The following is an 18,827-nucleotide window of genomic DNA, read 5'->3' on the forward strand; positions in this document are numbered from 1 at the left end:
CTGGCATCAGGCGCGCTATATTGTTATCTTACTGGCCGTCTTACCGTGAGGGCGCGTCATGACGACAACCAAGCTGTCGACCAAAGGGCAGGTCATCCTGCCCAAGAGCGTGCGCGATGCCGGTGCCTGGCTGCCGGGGACCGAGTTCGAGGTGATTCCACGCGACGGGGGAGTGTTCCTGCAGCCCAAGACGGCGAGGAAGCGCTATACGATCGACGATCTGATCGGCTGCCTGCCCTATGAGGGACCAGCCAAGACACTCGAGGAGATGCAGAAAGGCATTGATGACGCGATGCGCGCGCGATGGGAGCGCAAGAAGGGATGATCGCGCTCGATACCAATATCGTCGTGCGATTGATTACCGAGGATAACCCTCGGCAAGCGGCTCGTGCACGCGCTCTGATCCTGGCACGCGGCGGGCTGGTACAGATGACGGTCGCCATGGAGACAGAGTGGGTCCTTCGTTCCGTCTACGGGTTTTCGCGCGCCCAGATCGCTGTCGCCTTCTCGCTCCTCGGCGCGACGGACAGGCTATACGTCGAGGACGCCGACAGATTTGCTCTCTCCCTCGACGCCTATCGCAGCGGAATGGATTTTGCCGATGCGATCCATCTTGCAGGATGTGGCGATGTTGCCGGATTTGGCACTTTCGATGCGGCACTTGTCGCTGGTGCCGCTCAGGCTTTCCCAATGATCAACGTCATCGTCCCATGAGCCCTGTCGCACCATGAAACTCGTCATCGCCAACAGGAACTATTCGTCCTGGTCGCTGCGGCCCTGGCTGCTCATGACCGAATTCGGGATTGCGTTCGAGGAGGTCGTTGTCCCCTTCGGCCCGACCTTCGACGATCCCGCCTGGAAGCGCGTCATCGCGGACTACTCGCCCGCCGGCAAGGTGCCGGTGCTGATCGATGGCGCGATCCAGGTCTGGGAGTCGCTGGCGATCATGGAATACATTGCCGACACTCGCCCTGACCTGCCGATCTGGCCGCGTGATCCGGCCGCGCGGGCGATGGCGCGCTCTGTTTCCAGCGAGATGCATGCCGGCTTCTCGGCCCTGCGCGGCGCCTGCCCGATGAACCTCGCCTGGGTGCACCCTGAGCGCGACCGTGGCCCCAAGGTTGCCGCCGACGTGGCCCGGATTTCGGCGATCTGGTGCGAGGCGCGTGAGCGCTTCGGTGCGGCGGGATCGTTCCTGTTCGGGGCCTTCAGCGCGGCCGACGCGATGTTTGCGCCGGTCGTGGCTCGCCTCTCAGGCTATTCGATCCCCCTCGACCCGGTCTGTGCCGATTACGTATCCGCCGTCACGGCAACAAAGGGCTACCAGGCCTGGCGCGATGCCGCCCTGGCCGAGCCCTGGATCGTCGCCGAAGACGAGGTCGACGAGCCCATCCTCACCGATTTCCGCCCGCATCTCTCTGCAAGCCGAGCCACATCATGAACACCTCGTCGCATTACCCGAACGCCCCCGTCGCCCAGCCCGTCGCCCGCCACACGCTGGCGGTGATCGTCGACAACGAGCCGGGCGTGCTGGCGCGCATCGCCGGTCTGTTCTCTGGCCGTGGCTACAACATCGAGAGCCTGACCGTCTCCGAGACGGAGCATGACGCGCATATCTCGCGGATCACGGTCGTGACCTCGGGCACGGCCAACGTGATCGACCAGATCAAGGCGCATCTCGACCGGCTGGTGCCGGTGCATCGCGTCGTCGACCTGACGCTGCAGGGCGAGGCGCTGGAGCGCGAACTGGCGCTGGTCAAGGTCGTCGGCAAGGGCGAGCATCGGGTCGAGGCGATGCGGCTGGCCTCGGCCTTCGGCGCACGCACGCTCGACGCCTCGCTGACCTCCTTTGTCTTCGAGCTGACCGGTTCCACCGAAGAGATCGAGCGCTTCATCAAGCTGATGACCGCGGTGGGGCTGACCGAGGTCTCCCGCACCGGCATCGCCGCGATGAGCCGCGGGCCTGACGCGATGTGATTGGCGGATATCCGCGCCGGATGTTATGGATATCCGGCAAGGAGCGAAGCCATGAAGGTTCAGGTGGCGAAATGGGGCAACAGCCCGCCGTGCGGTTGCCCAAGGCGGTGGTGAAGCAGCTGGGCCTCATCAGCGGCACTACGCTCGACGTCAGTGTGGAGGGCGAAGAGGTCAGGCTTAAGCGCGTCACATCGGACAAGGCGAGCAATGATCTCCTCCCGACGCCTGAACCCTATCCCGTGACCGCCGAATGGCTTCTGGCCGAGGCTGAAAGGCTCGGTGGGCTGGCCAATGCACCTTTAGACGACTGGGATTGGGGGCCCGACAGAGGGTCGGAGATCATCTATGACGACTACAACCCCCGTCGCTGATTGCCGGTCCGGGGATGTCTACTGGGTCGATCTCGATCCTGTCATCGGTTCTGAGCAAGGTGGGCGACGTCCGGCTCTGATTATATCGAACGAGACATTGCATGCGATATCGCGACGGATCCTGGTCTGTCCCATCACGTCAAATCCCGGAAACTGGCCAACCAGAGTCGTTATTCCGGCCAGTGCCATTGTTTCCGGAGCGCTGTTGACCGATCAAGTCCGAATGGTCGATCGCGAACGGCTCCGGCGTCGGATCGGATCTCTCTCCGACGAACTTGTCTCACGCGTCGCGCACAGGCTTGCAGCTTATGTGGGAGTGCAGGTGGAACCCGCTTCAAAATGACACCGCCAAGCCTCGAACACATCGCCCTTGGGCTCGGCATTGTCGGCTTCGGCTGCTTTGCCTGGCCGATCCTGCAGCGGCTGAACGGCAAGGCACCGTCGGATGAGCCCGGCAGCGGTAAGAGCTTGCGCTCGCCGCTGTGGTGGGCGGGGTTCGTGTTGACCGCAGCGGCGATCTTCCTGCAGCGGATTGCGGCCCAGCAGGCCGCTGGGTCATAGACTGCAGGGCGAGCGCCTCTTTGCGCAGAGCCATTCTACGAGCATGGTACAAGCCTCTTGCGAGGGACCTCGGCCTGCGCTAGAGAGCCGAACCGTAACGTACGGTACGGCATTTCCAGGTTCCAGACGCATATGGCTGCGACACCCAACACAGCGGACACGGAAGAGCCCACGGCCCGCCAACAGGCCGTGCTCGATGCCGTGCTATCTTTAATGGTGGAGGAGGGCGACCAGCTCACCATGACCGCCGTGGCGCGCCGGGCGAGTTGCTCCAAGGAGACGCTGTACAAATGGTTCGGGGACCGTGACGGGCTGTTGACCGCGACCGTGCGCTGGCAGGCCGCGCGCGTCCGCGCCGGCCGCTATGACCGGCCCTCGCTCGACATCGCGACATTGCGCGACAGCCTGAAGGGTTTTGCCGCGACCTGGCTAACCGTGATCTCCAGCCCCACTTCGATCGCGCTGAACCGCCTCGCCATCGGCCATGCCGCCTCGCGCAAGAGCAATCTCGGCGGCATCGTGCTGGAGAACGGCCGCTTCGCCATCGCCGAACGGCTCCGGCCGGTGCTGGAAGCGGGACGCGAGGCGGGACTGCTCGCCTTCGACGAATCCGAGACAGCTTTCCGGACTTTTTTCGGCCTGGTCGGCCGCGACGTGCAGATCCGGCTCCTGCTGGGTGATGCGCTCACGCTGGCGCCCGACGGGATCGAGCGCGACGCCGCCCGGGCCACCGACCAGTTCCTCGCACTTTACGGGCGGGCAGATCCTTCGACGAAGGATTCCTCTACGAAGGCCTTGCCCGCACCGGAAGCCTGAAGAAACCACCCCAAGGACACCAAGGAAGGACTTTTTGACATGCGCGTTTATTACGATCGTGATGCCGACATCAACCTGATCAAGGGCAAGAAGGTCTGCATCGTGGGCTACGGCTCGCAGGGTCACGCCCATGCGCTCAACCTGCGCGATTCCGGCGTCAAGGACATCGTCATTGCGCTGAAGGCCGGCTCGGCCACCCGCAAGAAGGCCGAAGAAGCGGGCTTTGCGGTGATGACCCCGACCGAGGCCGCCAAGGTCTCCGACATCATGATGATGCTGACCCCCGACGAACTGCAGGGCGACATCTATCGCGACGAACTGCACGCCAACATGAAGCAGGGCGCCGCGCTTCTGTTCGCGCATGGCCTCAACGTCCATTTCAACCTGATCGAGCCGCGCAAGGATCTCGACGTGCTGATGGTCGCCCCCAAGGGCCCTGGCCACACCGTGCGCTCCGAATACCAGCGTGGCGGCGGGGTCCCTACGCTGATCGCGATCCATCAGGATGCGACCGGCAACGCCCATGATCTCGGCCTGTCCTACGCCTCGGCCAATGGCGGCGGTCGCGCCGGCATCATCGAGACGACCTTCAAGGAAGAGTGCGAGACCGATCTGTTCGGCGAGCAGGTCGTGCTCTGCGGCGGCCTGGTCGAGTTGATCAAGGCCGGCTACGAGACGCTGACCGAGGCCGGCTATGCTCCCGAGATGGCCTATTTCGAGTGCCTCCACGAGGTGAAGCTGATCGTCGACCTGATCTATGAGGGCGGCATCGCCAACATGAACTACTCGATCTCCAACACGGCCGAGTATGGCGAGTACGTCACCGGCCCGCGCATCATCACGCCCGAGACCAAGGCCGAGATGAAGCGCGTGCTGACCGACATCCAGTCGGGCAAGTTCACCCGCGACTGGATGCTGGAGAACAAGGTCAACCAGACCTCGTTCAAGGCGACCCGCGCCCGCATGGCCGCCCACCCGATCGAGGAAGTCGGCGCCAAGCTGCGCGACATGATGCCCTGGATCAAGGCCAAGGCGCTGGTCGACAAGACCAAGAACTGAGTTCGGCACAGAGGCGGCGCTTCGCAGCCTGAATCAACGGCTTGCGGCCTTGATTCAGGTTCGCGTCGCAAGCCTTTGTTCTGTAATGATATTACGAGATGCCAAGGAGGCGGGCGCAGCAATGCGCCCGCCTCCTTGCGTTCGGCCCGGCCGCCGCCATTAACCCTGCCGGGAACCGACGACATGGCGGCGCGTTCTCGGGTGCAAGGCAGGGACGAAGCGGAGCAGGGCCATGGCAAGGGATCGCCAGAACGCGAAACACGGTCGTTTCGGGGGCAACCCCTCCGAGGGTGAACGCATCCGGGTGGCGCAGCATGAGGCTGGTGAGGACTGGCCGTTGCTGAGCGCATTGTTGGGCGGTCTCGCGCTGGCTCTTCTCGTCAACACCTTCATCGGCCTGATCCCGGGCTAGTCGGCCAAGCCATCAGCGGAGGCATCGATATGAGCATCGAGGCGGAAGACCGCGCCAAGGCGCAAACGGAAGGGCCCGAAGGTGGCAGGAAGCTGCCGTCGATGCGGGCCGACGACCACAGCGATGCCAACCCCGCCGAGGAAACTCCAGTGGAAGCACGCCAGGGATTTCTCGGCGCGCCGGTGCTGATGGTTCTGCTCGGCGGGCTCTCGCTTGCCGTCGTTGCATGGATCGCCGTGGAGTTGTTCGCCTATTGAGACTGCCAACGAGTGCATTCGGATTGCCAGCCAGCAATGGGAGGTCGCGATGCAGATGCTGAAAATGATCGAAGGCCCGGTCGCCGCCGGGATGGGTCTGGCGCTGTCGCTGGCGCTGATGCTGGCCGTGATCCTGGGGCTTGCCTGAGGCGCCGCTTCGGGCTGGCGCCGTTTGCGCAAGGACGTGTGGCCTAGCGGGGCAGCATGCCGCCCTGTGTCGCCATCTCGGCGAGCCGGCCGGCGCCGTATAGCAGGGCGAAACCCCAGACCGTCGAGGCAATCCAGTTGGCAATCTGGAAGGGCCAGAACGGCATCTGGACGATGCCGGCCACAATGGCGATGACCGCCCGCAGCGGTCCGAAGAAGTGCCCGATCAGGATGCTGGCGACGCCCCATTTCTCGAAGAAGGCGTGGCCGCGAGCCAGGAGCTGGGGGTTCTTGCTGAAGGGCCAGTGGTGATCGACACGCGGCCCCAGGATCAGCCCAGCCCAATACGACACCCAGAAGCCGATGCCGGCGCCGGCCGACGCCGCGATCGCCAATGGCACAAGATTGAGCCCCGAGGCGCCTGCGGCCGCGCCGAAGGCCGTGAAGAACACGGTCGCCGGCACGATCCATGAGAGGATCGCCACGCATTCGCAGAACGCGATCAGGAAGACGATCGGGATCGCCCATTCCTGATTGGCGCGCATGAACTCGACCAGCGCCTGCATCCAGAGTTCGAGTTGGGCCATGTCTGTCCTGGTCGCTCGAGCGGGGGCAGAGGGCTTATCGCCGCCCCGCTGCGCCAACGCAATCGCGCTGGTGCTGACGATCAGTTGGCCTAAGCGAAGGGGCGCCTGCGTCCAAGGATGCCTTTGCCTTCTCCTGTCGATGGCTTAATCTCGCCCTCCACGACGAACGCAAGGCTCGGCCGGCGCCATCAAGAGCGCCTGACGCCGATGGGGAAACGGATTTCATGGAGTTGCAACAGCCCCCGCATGGCGCTGCGGGCGCGATGGATGTGCCGTCGCAAGGTTCCTCGCCCCGGCTCGATTCCGCCGTCGCGCTTACAGGGCTCGACATCACCTTCCATCTCGATGGCGGCCATCGCTACAAGGCCGTTACGGGCATCGATCTTGCCGTGGCGGCGGGCGAGTTCGTCTCGGTCGTCGGCCCGACCGGTTGCGGCAAGTCGACCCTGCTCAATGCCGCGGCAGGCCTCCTGACGCCGTCGGCAGGCACCGTCTCGATCTTCGGCAAGCCGCTGTCGGGGTTGAACCGGCGTGCCGGATACCTGTTCCAGGCCGATGCGCTGATGCCGTGGAAGACCGCGCTCGACAACGTCAAGGTCGCGTTGGAGCCGATGGGCGTGTCCGATGCCGAAGCGGACAGACGGGCCCGCGAATGGCTCGCCCGCGTCGGCTTGCGTGCCTTCGTCGACCGCTATCCGCACATGCTCTCGGGCGGCCAGCGCAAGCGCGTCGCGCTGGCGCAGATGCTGATCCGCGATCCCGAAATCCTGCTGATGGACGAGCCCTTCGGGCCGCTCGACGCCCAGACCCGGCAGATCATGGGCAACCTCCTGCTCGATCTCTGGTCGCGCGACCGCAAGGCCCTGATCTTCGTGACGCATGACCTGGAGGAAGCGATCGCGCTGTCGGACCGGGTCGTGGTGATGTCGGCGGGGCCGGCAGCGGGCATCGTCGCGGATTACCGCGTGCCGCTGCCGCGACCGCGCGACATTGCCGAGATCCGGCTGGAGAAGGCCTTCCACGAGATCCACCGCGATATTTGGGCCTCGCTCCGGGTCGAGGTGCAGAAGGCTTATGCGATGGGGGAGGGCAAGGATCTGGTTGAGAACAAGGATCTGGTTGACGGAGCAGCCTCATGAACCGCGTCAAGCTGCTCGCGCTGCAGGCGCTGGTCATGGTCGTTTTCCTGGCGCTCTGGCATGTCGTCACCACGACGAGCCTGTTCGGCGAGGTCAAGACGACGCAGTTCTTCTTCTCGACGCCGATCGCGGTGCTGTCGCGGACCTGGGCGCAGCTCACCGGCAGCGAGATCTACTGGCATCTCGGCATCACCCTGACCGAGACGGTGCTGGCCTTCGTCATCGGCTCGGCTGCCGGCATTCTGTTCGGCTTCGTCTTCGCCCGCAACGACCTGCTCGCGGCGGTGTTCGATCCCTATATCAAGGCCTCGAACGCCCTGCCGCGCGTCGTGCTGGCGCCGATCTTCGCGCTCTGGTTCGGGCTCGGCATCTGGTCGAAGGTGGCGCTCGGCTTCACGCTGGTGTTCTTCATCGTCTTCTTCAACGTCTATCAGGGCGTGCGCGAGGTTTCGCCGACGGTGCTGGCCAATGCCCGCATGCTCGGCATGAACGAGCGCCAGCTCTTCCGCCATGTCTACTGGCCCTCGGCGCTGACCTGGATGTTCTCCAGCCTGCACACCTCGGTCGGCTTTGCGCTGGTCGGCGCGGTGGTGGGCGAATATCTCGGCTCCTCGGCCGGGCTCGGCTACAAGATCCACGAAGCCGAGAGCGTCTTCGACGTCACCGGCGTGTTCTCGGGCATGCTGATCCTGGCGATCTTCGTGATCATGATCGATTCACTGGTGACGATGGTCGAGAGGAAGCTCTTGGTCTGGCGGCCGGGACAGAGTTCGACGACGACCTAAGGTCAACGGCGCTTGATCGTCGCCTGCAGGAGGATCATTGTTGGCTCTGCGGCGGCGGGGCGTGCCATGGAACTCGAGATCAACGGTCGTGTCGTCGACGAACCAAAGCCAGATGACGTCGCTCGCGCCGTCGCCGAGGTCGGCTCCGATCCTGAAGGCTGCATCACCCTTGTCGACGATGACGGCTATGTCGAGGCCCTCCGACGCGACGACGGCTCGTTTGGGCTGACCCGCCACGACGGGACCACCAAATTCGACGCGGCCGAGCCTGTCGATGCCGAGACGCTGAAAGCGCTCCTGCTGGCCTGCCTGCGCGGCGAAAAGCATTGGCGCAAGAACCATGACTGGGTGCGTGCGCCGTCGCCGTCGAAAACCGCCGCGGCTTCAGGCCAGCCGCCGGCATGGGCCGTTGCGGCCGTGGTCGCGTCTGTCGTTCTTGCCGTGGTGCTCGCCAATCTGTCGCGCGACTGGCTGCCCTTTCTCGACACTACGGTAGGCACGATCGCGCTGTTCGCGCTGCCAGTGGTCGTGATGATCGGCGCCATGATCGCCAATGTCGCGATCAAGATACATCGGGCCAAGAACTGGTTGCAGGTCCAGGGTCGGATCACCCGCTCGAAACTCGCCGTGCGGCGTCCGCCCGAGGGCAACGAGATCGGAACGGCGGTCAATGTGCCGGACGTGGCCTATACGTTCTCCGTCAGGGGACAAAGCTATCAGGGCAAGCGGGTCAGTCTCGGCGACATCAGTGGCCGCTTCGCGGAGGAGGCGGTGCGGCGCTATCCCGTAGGGGCCACCGTGGCGGTGTTTTACGATCCCAACGATCCGACGGATTGCGTGCTGGAGCGTGGTCTCGTGGTCGGTGCGCCGGCGGTAGCCGGCTCCCACCCGGCGGCGGGTGTCACGTCGGCAGCGACGCCGGCCGCGCAGAAGGCGGCGCTTGGCGGCTGTGTGCCCGGGCTTGCGGTGCTCGCCGTGCTCGGCGCGGGCGGCTACTGGCTGGCGACGGGCGGCGTGCAGGAGCTGCAGGCGGCGATGCCGCGCGCCGAGGTGCCGGTGATGCTGTGCGCGATCGGCTTCGGCCTGGTGACGCTGCTGTTCTTCATCGGCTATCGCCGCCGTCTCATGCGCGCGAATGCCTGGCCGGTCGTGCCGGGGCAGGTGACGGTGAGCCGCGTCGAGGAGCGCGCGGCCACCGGCGACGGCTCGTCCCGCAGGAGCTATGCCGCGGTCGTCGAATTCCGCTACGGGGTTGGCGATCTCCACTTCAGCTCTCGTCAGGTCGCGCTCGGCCTGACCACCTCCGGCTCGCGCAGCGCTGCCGATAAGGTCGTCGCCCGCTACCCGGTCGGGGCCACGGTCGAGGTGCATTACGACCCGGCCAATCCGTCCGAAGCGGCACTGGAGAACCCGACCGGCCTGAGCTGGCTCCTGTTCGGGATCGCGATCGCCTGCTTCGGCGTGGCGCTCTATGCGAGCCGCATCTTCCGCTGAGGTCGGCCGGCGTTCACCCCCGGTCTTTCGACGCAAGGCGGGGTTGGCGCGGGCTGCGCGACTGCTTTAGAACTGCGCCCCAAGAACGCTTTCAAAGCAAAGCATCCGCAGGGAAGGAAACCCGATGAACCGCAGACATATGATGGTGGCGGCCGGCCTCATGCTGGCGGCCTGGACCGCACCGGCGCTCGCCCAGAACGCCGAAAAGCCCAAGCTGACGCTCGGCGTCGGCGGCAAGCAGCTTCTGTATTATCTCCCGCTGACCGTCGCCGAGAAGAAGGGCTTCTTCAAGGAGCAGGGGCTCGAGGTCGAGATCAATGATTTCGGCGGTGGCGCCAAGTCGCTGCAGGCGCTGGTCGGCGGCTCGGTCGATGTCGTCACAGGCGCCTATGAGCACACCATCCGCATGCAGGCCAAGGGGCAGGACATCCGCGCCGTGGTCGAGCTCGGACGCTTCCCGGCGATCACCATCGCCGTGCGCAAGGACCTCGCCGACAAGGTCAAGTCGGCGGCTGACTTCAAGGGCCTGAAGATCGGCGTCACCGCGCCGGGCTCGTCGACTGCGCTGACCGCGCAATATGCCATGGTCAAGGCCGGGCTGAAGGCGACCGATGCGCCGATCATCGGCGTCGGAGCGGGCGCCAGCGCTGTCGCCGCGATCAAGCAGAAGCAGGTCGACATCATCTCGCATCTCGACCCGGTGACCTCGAAGCTGGAGCAGGACGGCGATATCGTCGCACTGATCGACACCCGCACCGAGGCCGGCACCAAGGCGCTGTTCGGCGGCTCGAATCCGGCGGCCGTGCTCTATCTCAAGAACGACTTCGCCGAGAAAAACCCGGTGACCACGCAGAAGCTGGTCAACGCCTTCGTCAAGGCGCTGAAATGGCTGGAGACGGCCAAGCCGGAGGATGTCGCCGATCTCGTCCCGGCGGAATACCATCTCGGCGACAAGCCGCTCTATCTGTCGGCGGTGAAGAACTCGCAGGAGAGCTATTCGCGCACCGGCATTTCGACGCCCGAGGCGATGAAGAGCATGTATGACGCGCTCAAGCTGCTCGATCCGGAGCTCGCCTCGTCGAATGTCGATCTGAAGACGACCTTCATCGAGAGCTTTGCCAAGAAGGCTGCTGCCGGATCGTAAGACCGCTCGACATCAGCGAGCGCGCCGGTCAAACTCCTCTCCTGACCTTAGGGGAGGATGGCATGACCGAGCGCGCCGCGATCGAGACCCTGATCAAGGATACCTACGCCGCCCGCTGCCGCGGCGACCTCGAAGGCTTGATGAGCCATATCCACCCGGACGGCAGCTATCGCCTGATCGGAGCCGAGCAGACCGTCGAGATGTGCATGGAGACCTGCGGGCACGACGCCATGCGCAAGCAGATGGCCGGGTTGATCGATACCTTCGTCTTCACGGAGGTGGAGCCGCTCAGCCTGGTCGTCGATGGCGAACGCGCGGCCTATCACTGGCGCAGCAAGGTGACGTTCACGCCCAATGGCCGCAGCGAGGTCGTCGAGATCCTCGACCTCGTCACCACCGCGGACGGCAAGATCAAGACGGTCGAGGAGTTCACCGATACCACCAGCATCTTGAGGCTGACCGCGGCTTGAGCGGCTGGCTTCGCCGCAAGAATGTAGTGGCGGGGTCTGATCGATCCCTTCACCGCTATCGATTGGTCCCGACGGGGCGCCCGGCCTAGGCTGCGGCGCCCTTTTCTTGATCTGCGAGGCTGCCATGCTCAAAGCTCACAATCCCGCCACCATGTTCACGCCGGTCGGCCCCTATTGCCACGGCATCGAGGTCGTCCAGCCGACGCGCTTCCTGTTCAGCAGCGGCACGATGGGCCTCGACAAGAAGGGCATCGCGCCGGATGGCATCGAGGCGCAGCTGGAAACCGCCTGGAACAATCTCAAGGCGATCCTGGCCGAGGCCGGCATGAATATCGGCCATATCGTCAAGGTGACGACGTTCCTGGCCGACCGTTCCCTGCGCGGCCCGGCCACGGACTATCGACAAGCGGTGCTCGGCCACCATAAACCTGCCGTGACGACGATGGTCGCCGGGCTGCTGCAGGATGACTGGCTCGTCGAGATCGAGATCGTGGCCGCAGCGTGAGACCCGCATGAACATCCTCTCGATCCAGTCGCATGTCGCCTACGGGCATGTCGGCAATGCCTCCGCCGTGTTTCCGATGCAGCGCCTCGGCGTCGAGGTCTGGCCGATCCATACGGTGCAGTTCTCGAATCACACCGGCTATGGCGCCTGGAAGGGCCGCGTCTTCGATGGTGGCATGATCGACGAGGTAATGGAGGGCATTGCCGAGCGCGGCGTGCTGCCGTCCTGCGACGGCGTGCTGTCGGGCTATATGGGCTCGGCCGATGTCGGCCATGGCATCCTCTCGGCGGTCGAGCGCGTGCGCTCCGCCAATCCCAAGGCGGTCTATTGCTGCGATCCGGTGATCGGCGATGTCGGACGCGGCGTCTTTGTGCGGCCCGGCATCCCCGAATTCATGCGCGAGCAGGCGGTGCCAGCCGCCGACATCGTGACGCCCAACCAGTTCGAGCTGGAATTGCTGACCGATATCGAGGTGAGGACGATCGCCGACGCGCATCGCGCGGTCGAGGCGCTGCGCGATGCCGGGCCGAAGGTCGTGCTGGTGACCTCGCTCACGACCGACGAAACACCCGACGACGCCATCGACATGATGGCGGCCGATGCGAAGGGTGCCTTCCGGGTCCGCACGCCCAAGCTCGACGTCAGCGTCAATGGCGCGGGCGATGCGATTGCGGCCTTGTTCTTCGTGCATTATCTGCGCGAGGAATCGGCTGCCGCGGCGCTCGCCAAGGCATCCGCCTCGATCTACGGCCTGCTGAAGCGCACCAAGGAGGCCGGTTCGCGTGAGATCCTGACGGTCGCGGCGCAGGACGAATTCGTGACCCCGACGCACCAGTTCGTGCCCGAGGCGCTCTGACGCGATGAAGCTGCGCGTCGGCACCTTCAATGTCGAGAATCTGCTGACACGGCACCGTTTTTCCTCGGGCGAGCGCGGCGACACGGCGGCTGCCATGTCGCTGTTCCATTTTCCGCGCACCGACGAGCGCGATGCCGTCGAGCGCTCGCTGGCGGTGGCGCTGGAGGACGACAAGCGCCAGATGACTGCGCTCGCCATCGCCGAAGCCAGGGCTGATGTCTGGATGCTGCAGGAGGTCGATTCGCTGGCGAGCCTGCAGGCCTTCTTCGCCAACTATGTCCATCGCAGTGCCGATCACCGCTACGGCCATTTCACCCTGATCGACGGCAATGACCGCCGCGACATTGATATCGGCTTCGCCGCTCGGCGGGATATGCTCGCGCCGCAGCAGGTCGCGATCCGCTCGCATAAGGATCTCAGTTTTGCCGAGGCCGGCGCCCATGACCGGGACCTCGCGGCGCTGGGCATCCCGGCCGGGGCCAAGATCTTCGCGCGCGACTGCCTGCAGGTCACGCTCGATTTCGGCGATCGCAGCCTGACCCTGTTCGGCTGCCACCTCAAATCGATGAACAACGGGCGCGAGGATGGCCGCCAGGCGACGCTGCCCGTGCGTCGCGCCGAGGCGAGGGCGGTCAAGTATCTCGTCAAGCGGCATTTCGGCGAGGGCTGGCGCGAGGCCAACTGGATCGTGCTGGGCGACCTCAACGCCTATCGCTTCGGCCTCGGCCCGCTTGCCGAACGAGTGGACGAGGGCGAAAGCGGCATTGAGCCGCTGCTGGAGGACTTCGCCGTCGATCCGATGGAGACCCTGCCGCAACACGAGCGCTGGACGCATTTCCGCCGGTTCTGGTCTGAATCGCGCCAGCAACTGGTCGAGACGCATATGCCGCTCGACCATATCCTGCTCTCGCCGGCACTTGCGGCTGCCAACCCGGCGCCTGCCATGCAGATGATCCGGCGCGGGCTGCCCTATCGCGTGCCGCTCGATCCGCGCGAGCCGGACCGCTCGATGGCGCGGCTTGCGACCTGCGCCGACCGCTATCCGCGCGTCGGCTGGGACCGGCCGAAAGCCTCCGACCACTGCCCGCTGACCATCGATCTGACGATACCGCAGGCGATCTGATGATATCCAGGGAATCACCGCTATGACCCGCCGCTTCGTGACGCTGGACGTCTTCACCACGACGCCCCATGCCGGCAATCCGCTGGCCGTCGTGCTCGACAGCGAAGGGCTCGACACCGCCGCGATGCAGGCGATCGCAAGCGAGTTCAACCTGTCCGAGACCGTCTTCGTCTCGGCTCCGGCCGCTCCCGCCCATCGTGCGGCACTGCGCATCTTCACGCCCAGCCGTGAACTCCCCTTCGCCGGGCATCCGACCGTCGGCACCGCCGTGCTGCTGGCCCTGCGCGACGCCGCGGAGGGCAGGGGGGCCGATCTCATCGTGCTGGAGGAGCAGGTCGGCCTCGTGCCCTGTGCGGTCTCCGCGACGGGCCCGCGCGTGGGGCACGCCGTCTTCACGCTGCCGCGCCTGCCGCAGCAACTGGAGCCGCCCGCGGCGCTGCCCCTGATCGCAGGGGCGCTCGGACTCGACCGGCGCGAGATCGGCTTCGATCGTCATGTGCCGAGCGTCGTCTCCGCCGGCGTCGCCTTTACCTTCGTGCCGGTGTCGAGCCTCGAGGCGCTCGCACGCGTGCGGCTCGACACCACGCTCTGGGCGCAGGCGATCAGGCCGGCGGACCAGCCCAATGCCTATGTCTATTGCCGCCGGACGCAGGATGCCGGACATGATTTCCATGCCCGCATGTTCGCGCCTGCGATGGGCGTTCGGGAAGACCCCGCGACAGGCGCGGCCGTTGCTGCCTTCGCGGATGTGATCATGCGCTTCGAGCAGCCCGGCGATGGCGAGCACCGTTTCACGATCGAGCAGGGCTACGAGATGGGCCGGCCCTCGCAGATCACCCTAGAACTGGCTGTCTCGGGTGGCGCGCTCGTCTCGGCCCGGATTGGCGGCTCGGCCGTGATGATCAGCGAAGGCGTGCTGCTGTGAAGGACTTTGCCGACGGCCATATCGTGCCGCTGCGGGCTATCGCGGCGCGGATTGAACCCTATGACTGGGTCTTCGCCCGCGAAAACGGGGACGCCATCGCCGCGCATTGGGCCAGGGTCAGCGACGGCAAGCCCGCGATGTTCAATGGGCGCATCCTGCTGCAGCACCGGGCCATCATCGCGGACGGCGTGTTCGAGGCGGGCTATTTCGAGACCGACTATGCCGCCTTCATGGCCTGGCGCGATTTCGGCCTGCCGGGCCCCACCATCCGCAACGGGTTCGCGATGGGGGCGTTGCGGGCCGCCGATGGCGCCTTCCTGTGCGGGCGCATGGGCGGCCACACTGCCAATGCCGGCATGGTCTATTTCGCCGCCGGCACGCCCGACCGCAGCGACATCCGCGACGACGGCACGGTCGATCTCGCCGGCAGCGTCGTGCGCGAACTCTGGGAGGAGACCGGGCTGACGGAGGCCGAGATCACCGTCGGTGAGGGCTGGGATGCCGTGTTCACCGCCGGGCGCATCGCTTTCATGCGGCCGGTCACGGTGCCGATGTCGGCCGACGAGGCCCGCGCGCTGATGCTCTCGCGGATCGCGACGCTGGAGGAGCAGGAACTCGATGATATCGTCATCCTGCGCAGCGCCGCCGATTGCGACGGCCACAAGATGGCGCCTTTCATGAAGCCCTATCTCGCCCATATCTACGGGCAGGGTTGATCGCTCCCGCGATTGCCCTGCCGTCCGCCAGCCGAAAGCGATGTCATGACCGCCTCCGAGACGTTTCCGCCCGAAGCGCTGCCGCTTCCCGCCGAGAATCCCTTCGCCGCCGCCTGGACGACGCCGTTCGGCCTGCCGCCCTTCGCCGCGATCAAGCCCGAGCATATCCGCCCGGCCTTCGAGGCGGCGCTGGCCAAGCACAAGGACGAGATGGCAGCTATCGTGGCCGATCCGGCCGCGCCCGATTTCGGCAATACGGTCGAGGCGCTGGAGCGGGCGGGCCGGGCGCTCTCGCGCGTCGGCGGCGTTTTCTACAACCTGTCCGGGGCCGACACGAACGAGGCGCTGCAGGCGATCGAGCGCGAGCTTTCGCCGATCACCTCGCGGCACTGGTCGGCGATCATGATGGATCCGGCGCTCTTTGCCCGCGTCGATGCGGTGTTCGCCAGGCGCGACGCGCTCGGCCTGGACAGCGAGCAGCTACGGCTGCTGGAGCGGACGCATCGCGGCTTCATCCGCTCGGGCGCGCAGCTCGGCCCCGAGGACAAGGCGAGGCTCGCCGCGATCAACGAACGCCTTGCAGGGCTCGGCACGCAGTTCAGCCAGAACGTGCTCAAGGACGAATCCTCCTACGCCTTGCTTATCGAGGACGAGGCGGGTCTTGCCGGACTGCCGCCCTTCCTGCTCGCGGCGATGGCCCGCTCCGCCACGGATCGCGGCCATTCGGGCAAGCATGCGGTGACGCTGTCGCGCTCGGTCATCGAGCCCTTCCTGACCTTCTCGACGCGCCGCGATCTGCGCGAGGAGGCCTTCACCGCCTGGGGGTTGCGTGGCGAAAACGGTGGCGAGAGCGACAACCGCGCCATCGTCGCCGAGATGGTGAAGCTGCGGGCGGAGAAGGCCAAGCTGTTGGGCTTCGCGACCTTCGCGCATTTCAAGCTCGACGATTCGATGGCCAAGACGCCGCAGAACGTGCGCGACCTGCTCGAACTGGTCTGGGCGCCCGCCAAGCTCCGCGCCGCCGAGGAAGCAGCCGATCTCGCGGCGCTGGCGCAATCCGAAGGCGAGAACGGCCCGATCCGCCCCTCGGACTGGCGCCATTATGCCGAGAAGGTGCGCCAACAGACCTATGCGCTTGATGAGGCCGTGCTGAAGCCCTATCTCCAGCTCGACCGTATCATCGCTGCTGCCTTCGACGTCGCCGGCAAGCTGTTTGGATTGGCCTTCGCGGAGAAGCCCGGGCTCAAGGGTTACCACCCGGATGTCCGCATCTTCGAGGTCACCGAGGCGGCGACCGGCCGCCATATCGGCCTGTTCATCGGCGATTATTTCGCGCGTGCCTCGAAGCGCTCGGGCGCCTGGATGAGCGCTTATCGCGGCCAGCGCAATTTCGGCGGCGAGGTCCGGCCGATCATCGTCAATGTCTGCAATTTCGCCAAGCCGGCCGAGGGGAAGCCCGCGCTGCTCTCGATCGACGATGCTCGCACGCTGTTCCACGAGTTCGGCCATGCGTTGCACGGGCTGCTCTCGGACGTGACCTATGGCTCGCTCGCCGGCACCTCGGTCTCGCGCGACTTCGTCGAACTGCCCTCGCAGCTCTACGAGCACTGGTTCCTGACCAAGGAGGTGATGCAGGTCTATTGCCTGCATGCCGAGACCGGCGAACCGATCCCCGATGCGCTGATCGAGACGATCAAGCGCGCGCAGACCTTCAACCAGGGCTGCGCCACCGTTGAATACACCTCTTCGGCGCTGGTCGATCTCGCCTTCCATTCGCTGGAGGAGCCCGGCGAGATCGACGCGCTCGCCTTCGAGAAGGCGGAGCTTTCGCGGCTCGGCATGCCCGAAGGGATGGTGATGCGCCACCGCACGCCGCATTTCACCCATGTCTTCGCCGGCGACGGCTATTCGGCCGGCTATTACAGCTATCTCTGGTCCGAGGTAATGGATGCCGACGCCTTCAACGCCTTCCTCGAAGCCGGAGACGTGTTCGCGCCGGAACTGGCGGGCAAGCTGAAGCGCTACATCTATTCGGCCGGCGACACGCGCGACGCGGCGGAGGCCTACACGCTGTTCCGCGGCCGGCTGCCGACGCCGGATGCGCTGCTGGAGAAGCGCGGGCTCGCGGCGTAGAGCTTCGGGTCAGCCATTATTTGGCCGTCCGCCACCAAGCCAAATCTAAAAGTGGGTGAAATACGACCTCAGACGACGCGGCAAAGAAAGCAATTATTGTGTCGGAGGCGCCCGAATCCGCAAAGTTTTGCGGAATTGATCTGCTCAAGGGGCGGGCAATTCAGCGGCGTTTTGACCGCGCCCGCCCGCCAAATCGTAGACACTCATGAGCTGCCGAGCCAGTAGCGTCGATAGCAATTCTTCCATTGCAGACAGGTCGAGCGCACCCGCGCGCAATGCTGCATCTGCTGCGTCGAGCGCGTCGAAATAGGGAACGCGGTTGTCCACTATCTGATCTGGAATCGTGGGTAGGCCCGCGAGCGCGGCACCGAGCTTTATGCAGAGAACCACATAGGATGTGATCCGCGATGTCCGGCCGTTCCCGTCGGCGAACGGATGAATCCAATTCAGCCTCCACATCACGTAGGCCGCGAGGTGGATGGGGGTCGATGCGTTCCAGTTTGTATTGACGTAGTCGCAGAGGTCTTCGATCAACTCGGGGACTTGGTGGGCGCCGGGAGGTTCGTGCTTGCTCCCTTGAATCTCTACACCTGCGGGCCGGAAGTTTCCGGCGTACATGCTGATGCCGCTTAGAGCCTCACGGTGCAGTGCGAGGATCAGAGATGGACGTAGCCGAAATGGCTGACGTTCAATCGCGTCGTGGATCGCGGCCATACCCGCGTCGTACTGGCGGAGGCCGTTAAGGGCCTCCGCTTCGGCTTTCAAAATCGGATCGACGATTAGCTCAGCTTCGATCGCTTTGCTGTGTCGCTGTGCCGGCGGATCATTTGCTTCCACGAGACCGCTCTGCAAGCTTTTCGGCCTGAACGTTCACCATCTCTCTCGTAATGCGGCTATTTTCGAAGGCGGTATTGCCGAACGCAAAGCTGCGACGCTGCTCTTCGCGATGCTCAGCAGACGGGCGCACCAATTTGGCGGCTTCGATTAGCCGCTGAAGATCGTTTGTCATAGGATGCTCCCAATAGGTCGTTCCGGTAGACCCAGGAATCGACCGAACTCACAATCGCATATGATCGACGAATGAGGTGTTATCATTTTGGCGCAACCGCCATGTGAAAATCGGCGCGTGCAACTATCCAAATTGCATCAGTCGAAATTGACACGCCAAATCGGCGGCTCTGGAATTCAGATCGTCGCTTCGTCCGAGGTGCGTGAAGAAACACACCTTTATCCCACGTGACCGCAGGTCATCCCACGATCTATCATGCTATCATGGGGCCATGTCCAACGCTGCGATGGATGCCGGAGCAGCGCCGCTTTGCGGCTTGTCTGGGAGACGCGATTCCGCAG

25 protein-coding genes are annotated in these 18,827 nt (G+C 65.0%); 22 read left to right on the forward strand and 3 right to left on the reverse strand.

From position 1 onward, the window contains the following. Window positions 1-58: 58 nt before the first annotated feature. From AC1DYU_RS00465 to AC1DYU_RS00515, 11 genes are all read left to right on the forward strand, one after another. Window positions 59-325: an AbrB/MazE/SpoVT family DNA-binding domain-containing protein gene (locus AC1DYU_RS00465; RefSeq protein ID WP_476789945.1), complete on the forward strand. Its 267-nt coding sequence runs from the start codon at window positions 59-61 to the stop codon at window positions 323-325. Next, window positions 322-714 carry a type II toxin-antitoxin system VapC family toxin gene (locus AC1DYU_RS00470; protein WP_476789946.1) on the forward strand — a complete coding sequence of 131 codons (393 nt, stop codon included), beginning with the start codon at window positions 322-324 and terminating at the stop codon, window positions 712-714. The genes AC1DYU_RS00465 and AC1DYU_RS00470 overlap by 4 nt, the downstream gene beginning before the upstream one ends. Before the next feature lie 13 nt (window positions 715-727). After that, window positions 728-1,441, forward strand: a complete 714-nt coding sequence (locus AC1DYU_RS00475) for a glutathione S-transferase family protein (RefSeq protein ID WP_476789947.1) — start codon at window positions 728-730, stop codon at window positions 1,439-1,441. Further along, on the forward strand, window positions 1,438-1,977 hold the full coding sequence (ilvN, locus tag AC1DYU_RS00480) for an acetolactate synthase small subunit (protein WP_158486571.1): 540 nt from the start codon (window positions 1,438-1,440) through the stop codon (window positions 1,975-1,977). Before AC1DYU_RS00475 ends, ilvN begins: the two co-directional genes overlap by 4 nt. Before the next feature lie 20 nt (window positions 1,978-1,997). Further along, window positions 1,998-2,348 carry an AbrB/MazE/SpoVT family DNA-binding domain-containing protein gene (locus AC1DYU_RS00485; protein WP_476789948.1) on the forward strand — a complete coding sequence of 117 codons (351 nt, stop codon included), beginning with the start codon at window positions 1,998-2,000 and terminating at the stop codon, window positions 2,346-2,348. After that, window positions 2,323-2,691, forward strand: a complete 369-nt coding sequence (locus tag AC1DYU_RS00490) for a type II toxin-antitoxin system PemK/MazF family toxin (protein ID WP_476789949.1) — start codon at window positions 2,323-2,325, stop codon at window positions 2,689-2,691. The genes AC1DYU_RS00485 and AC1DYU_RS00490 overlap by 26 nt, the downstream gene beginning before the upstream one ends. Next, window positions 2,688-2,909, forward strand: a complete 222-nt coding sequence (locus AC1DYU_RS00495; protein ID WP_158486568.1) for a hypothetical protein — start codon at window positions 2,688-2,690, stop codon at window positions 2,907-2,909. Before AC1DYU_RS00490 ends, AC1DYU_RS00495 begins: the two co-directional genes overlap by 4 nt. A gap of 132 nt (window positions 2,910-3,041) precedes the next feature. Next, window positions 3,042-3,725 carry a TetR/AcrR family transcriptional regulator gene (locus AC1DYU_RS00500; RefSeq protein ID WP_476789950.1) on the forward strand — a complete coding sequence of 228 codons (684 nt, stop codon included), beginning with the start codon at window positions 3,042-3,044 and terminating at the stop codon, window positions 3,723-3,725. 39 nt (window positions 3,726-3,764) lie between these two features. Next, complete coding sequence (ilvC, locus tag AC1DYU_RS00505; protein WP_476789951.1) at window positions 3,765-4,784, forward strand: ketol-acid reductoisomerase; 1,020 nt, start codon at window positions 3,765-3,767, stop codon at window positions 4,782-4,784. 232 nt (window positions 4,785-5,016) lie between these two features. Next, window positions 5,017-5,196, forward strand: a complete 180-nt coding sequence (locus tag AC1DYU_RS00510; RefSeq protein ID WP_476789952.1) for a hypothetical protein — start codon at window positions 5,017-5,019, stop codon at window positions 5,194-5,196. Between the two features lie 29 nt (window positions 5,197-5,225). Next, a complete protein-coding gene (locus AC1DYU_RS00515) occupies window positions 5,226-5,453 on the forward strand; it encodes a hypothetical protein (RefSeq protein ID WP_476789953.1) in 228 nt (75 codons plus the stop codon). A 191-nt stretch (window positions 5,454-5,644) separates the two neighbouring features. On the opposite strand, the gene AC1DYU_RS00520 is transcribed toward AC1DYU_RS00515, so the two are convergent. Continuing rightward, window positions 5,645-6,187 carry a DedA family protein gene (locus tag AC1DYU_RS00520; protein WP_476789954.1) on the reverse strand — a complete coding sequence of 181 codons (543 nt, stop codon included), beginning with the start codon at window positions 6,185-6,187 and terminating at the stop codon, window positions 5,645-5,647. A gap of 263 nt (window positions 6,188-6,450) precedes the next feature. Between AC1DYU_RS00520 and AC1DYU_RS00525 the strand changes: the two genes are divergently transcribed. From AC1DYU_RS00525 to AC1DYU_RS00575, 11 genes are all read left to right on the forward strand, one after another. Beyond that, a complete protein-coding gene (locus tag AC1DYU_RS00525) occupies window positions 6,451-7,326 on the forward strand; it encodes an ABC transporter ATP-binding protein (RefSeq protein WP_476790692.1) in 876 nt (291 codons plus the stop codon). After that, the gene (locus AC1DYU_RS00530; RefSeq protein ID WP_158486562.1) at window positions 7,323-8,111 is read left to right on the forward strand and encodes an ABC transporter permease; all 789 of its coding nucleotides are present in this window, start codon (window positions 7,323-7,325) and stop codon (window positions 8,109-8,111) included. Before AC1DYU_RS00525 ends, AC1DYU_RS00530 begins: the two co-directional genes overlap by 4 nt. A 66-nt stretch (window positions 8,112-8,177) precedes the next feature. After that, window positions 8,178-9,605, forward strand: a complete 1,428-nt coding sequence (locus AC1DYU_RS00535) for a DUF3592 domain-containing protein (protein ID WP_476789955.1) — start codon at window positions 8,178-8,180, stop codon at window positions 9,603-9,605. A gap of 124 nt (window positions 9,606-9,729) precedes the next feature. Beyond that, complete coding sequence (locus AC1DYU_RS00540; RefSeq protein WP_158486560.1) at window positions 9,730-10,749, forward strand: ABC transporter substrate-binding protein; 1,020 nt, start codon at window positions 9,730-9,732, stop codon at window positions 10,747-10,749. Between the two features lie 62 nt (window positions 10,750-10,811). Next, entirely contained in the window at window positions 10,812-11,219 is a 408-nt protein-coding gene (locus tag AC1DYU_RS00545; protein WP_476789956.1) for a nuclear transport factor 2 family protein, read from the forward strand. Window positions 11,220-11,343: 124 nt separating this feature from the next. Beyond that, complete coding sequence (locus tag AC1DYU_RS00550) at window positions 11,344-11,724, forward strand: RidA family protein (RefSeq protein ID WP_476789957.1); 381 nt, start codon at window positions 11,344-11,346, stop codon at window positions 11,722-11,724. A gap of 7 nt (window positions 11,725-11,731) precedes the next feature. Continuing rightward, window positions 11,732-12,580: a pyridoxal kinase PdxY gene (gene pdxY / locus AC1DYU_RS00555; RefSeq protein WP_476789958.1), complete on the forward strand. Its 849-nt coding sequence runs from the start codon at window positions 11,732-11,734 to the stop codon at window positions 12,578-12,580. A 4-nt stretch (window positions 12,581-12,584) separates the two neighbouring features. Next, window positions 12,585-13,703, forward strand: a complete 1,119-nt coding sequence (locus tag AC1DYU_RS00560) for an endonuclease/exonuclease/phosphatase family protein (RefSeq protein ID WP_158486556.1) — start codon at window positions 12,585-12,587, stop codon at window positions 13,701-13,703. A 22-nt stretch (window positions 13,704-13,725) separates the two neighbouring features. Continuing rightward, window positions 13,726-14,628: a PhzF family phenazine biosynthesis protein gene (locus AC1DYU_RS00565; RefSeq protein WP_158486555.1), complete on the forward strand. Its 903-nt coding sequence runs from the start codon at window positions 13,726-13,728 to the stop codon at window positions 14,626-14,628. Beyond that, a complete protein-coding gene (locus AC1DYU_RS00570; RefSeq protein ID WP_158486554.1) occupies window positions 14,625-15,344 on the forward strand; it encodes an NUDIX hydrolase in 720 nt (239 codons plus the stop codon). Before AC1DYU_RS00565 ends, AC1DYU_RS00570 begins: the two co-directional genes overlap by 4 nt. 45 nt (window positions 15,345-15,389) lie before the next feature. Next, the gene (locus AC1DYU_RS00575; RefSeq protein ID WP_476789959.1) at window positions 15,390-17,477 is read left to right on the forward strand and encodes a M3 family metallopeptidase; all 2,088 of its coding nucleotides are present in this window, start codon (window positions 15,390-15,392) and stop codon (window positions 17,475-17,477) included. A 144-nt stretch (window positions 17,478-17,621) separates the two neighbouring features. Here the strand turns inward: AC1DYU_RS00575 and AC1DYU_RS00580 are convergent, their stop codons facing one another. Both AC1DYU_RS00580 and AC1DYU_RS00585 read right to left on the reverse strand, forming a co-directional pair. Then, a complete protein-coding gene (locus AC1DYU_RS00580) occupies window positions 17,622-18,314 on the reverse strand; it encodes a Fic family protein (RefSeq protein ID WP_476789960.1) in 693 nt (230 codons plus the stop codon). After that, complete coding sequence (locus AC1DYU_RS00585) at window positions 18,301-18,486, reverse strand: hypothetical protein (protein ID WP_476789961.1); 186 nt, start codon at window positions 18,484-18,486, stop codon at window positions 18,301-18,303. The genes AC1DYU_RS00580 and AC1DYU_RS00585 overlap by 14 nt, the downstream gene beginning before the upstream one ends. Window positions 18,487-18,827: the final 341 nt, after the last annotated feature.

The sequence above is a fragment of the Allobosea sp. P2_B12 genome, assembly GCF_056404835.1.

What these genes read in the sequence shown, in the direction of transcription:
- pdxY (WP_476789958.1), top strand. Translation starts at nt 11,732, where the DNA reads ATGAACATCCTCTCGATCCAGTCGCATGTCGCCTACGGGCATGTCGGC.
- AC1DYU_RS00470 (WP_476789946.1), top strand. Translation starts at nt 322, where the DNA reads ATGATCGCGCTCGATACCAATATCGTCGTGCGATTGATTACCGAGGAT.
- AC1DYU_RS00565 (WP_158486555.1), top strand. Translation starts at nt 13,726, where the DNA reads ATGACCCGCCGCTTCGTGACGCTGGACGTCTTCACCACGACGCCCCAT.
- AC1DYU_RS00475 (WP_476789947.1), top strand. Translation starts at nt 728, where the DNA reads ATGAAACTCGTCATCGCCAACAGGAACTATTCGTCCTGGTCGCTGCGG.
- AC1DYU_RS00495 (WP_158486568.1), top strand. Translation starts at nt 2,688, where the DNA reads ATGACACCGCCAAGCCTCGAACACATCGCCCTTGGGCTCGGCATTGTC.
- ilvC (WP_476789951.1), top strand. Translation starts at nt 3,765, where the DNA reads ATGCGCGTTTATTACGATCGTGATGCCGACATCAACCTGATCAAGGGC.
- ilvN (WP_158486571.1), top strand. Translation starts at nt 1,438, where the DNA reads ATGAACACCTCGTCGCATTACCCGAACGCCCCCGTCGCCCAGCCCGTC.
- AC1DYU_RS00520 (WP_476789954.1), bottom strand. Translation starts at nt 6,187, where the DNA reads ATGGCCCAACTCGAACTCTGGATGCAGGCGCTGGTCGAGTTCATGCGC.
- AC1DYU_RS00560 (WP_158486556.1), top strand. Translation starts at nt 12,585, where the DNA reads ATGAAGCTGCGCGTCGGCACCTTCAATGTCGAGAATCTGCTGACACGG.
- AC1DYU_RS00575 (WP_476789959.1), top strand. Translation starts at nt 15,390, where the DNA reads ATGACCGCCTCCGAGACGTTTCCGCCCGAAGCGCTGCCGCTTCCCGCC.
- AC1DYU_RS00550 (WP_476789957.1), top strand. Translation starts at nt 11,344, where the DNA reads ATGCTCAAAGCTCACAATCCCGCCACCATGTTCACGCCGGTCGGCCCC.
- AC1DYU_RS00545 (WP_476789956.1), top strand. Translation starts at nt 10,812, where the DNA reads ATGACCGAGCGCGCCGCGATCGAGACCCTGATCAAGGATACCTACGCC.
- AC1DYU_RS00525 (WP_476790692.1), top strand. Translation starts at nt 6,451, where the DNA reads ATGGATGTGCCGTCGCAAGGTTCCTCGCCCCGGCTCGATTCCGCCGTC.
- AC1DYU_RS00585 (WP_476789961.1), bottom strand. Translation starts at nt 18,486, where the DNA reads ATGACAAACGATCTTCAGCGGCTAATCGAAGCCGCCAAATTGGTGCGC.
- AC1DYU_RS00485 (WP_476789948.1), top strand. Translation starts at nt 1,998, where the DNA reads ATGTTATGGATATCCGGCAAGGAGCGAAGCCATGAAGGTTCAGGTGGC.
- AC1DYU_RS00530 (WP_158486562.1), top strand. Translation starts at nt 7,323, where the DNA reads ATGAACCGCGTCAAGCTGCTCGCGCTGCAGGCGCTGGTCATGGTCGTT.
- AC1DYU_RS00540 (WP_158486560.1), top strand. Translation starts at nt 9,730, where the DNA reads ATGAACCGCAGACATATGATGGTGGCGGCCGGCCTCATGCTGGCGGCC.
- AC1DYU_RS00500 (WP_476789950.1), top strand. Translation starts at nt 3,042, where the DNA reads ATGGCTGCGACACCCAACACAGCGGACACGGAAGAGCCCACGGCCCGC.
- AC1DYU_RS00510 (WP_476789952.1), top strand. Translation starts at nt 5,017, where the DNA reads ATGGCAAGGGATCGCCAGAACGCGAAACACGGTCGTTTCGGGGGCAAC.
- AC1DYU_RS00490 (WP_476789949.1), top strand. Translation starts at nt 2,323, where the DNA reads ATGACGACTACAACCCCCGTCGCTGATTGCCGGTCCGGGGATGTCTAC.
- AC1DYU_RS00465 (WP_476789945.1), top strand. Translation starts at nt 59, where the DNA reads ATGACGACAACCAAGCTGTCGACCAAAGGGCAGGTCATCCTGCCCAAG.
- AC1DYU_RS00535 (WP_476789955.1), top strand. Translation starts at nt 8,178, where the DNA reads ATGGAACTCGAGATCAACGGTCGTGTCGTCGACGAACCAAAGCCAGAT.
- AC1DYU_RS00515 (WP_476789953.1), top strand. Translation starts at nt 5,226, where the DNA reads ATGAGCATCGAGGCGGAAGACCGCGCCAAGGCGCAAACGGAAGGGCCC.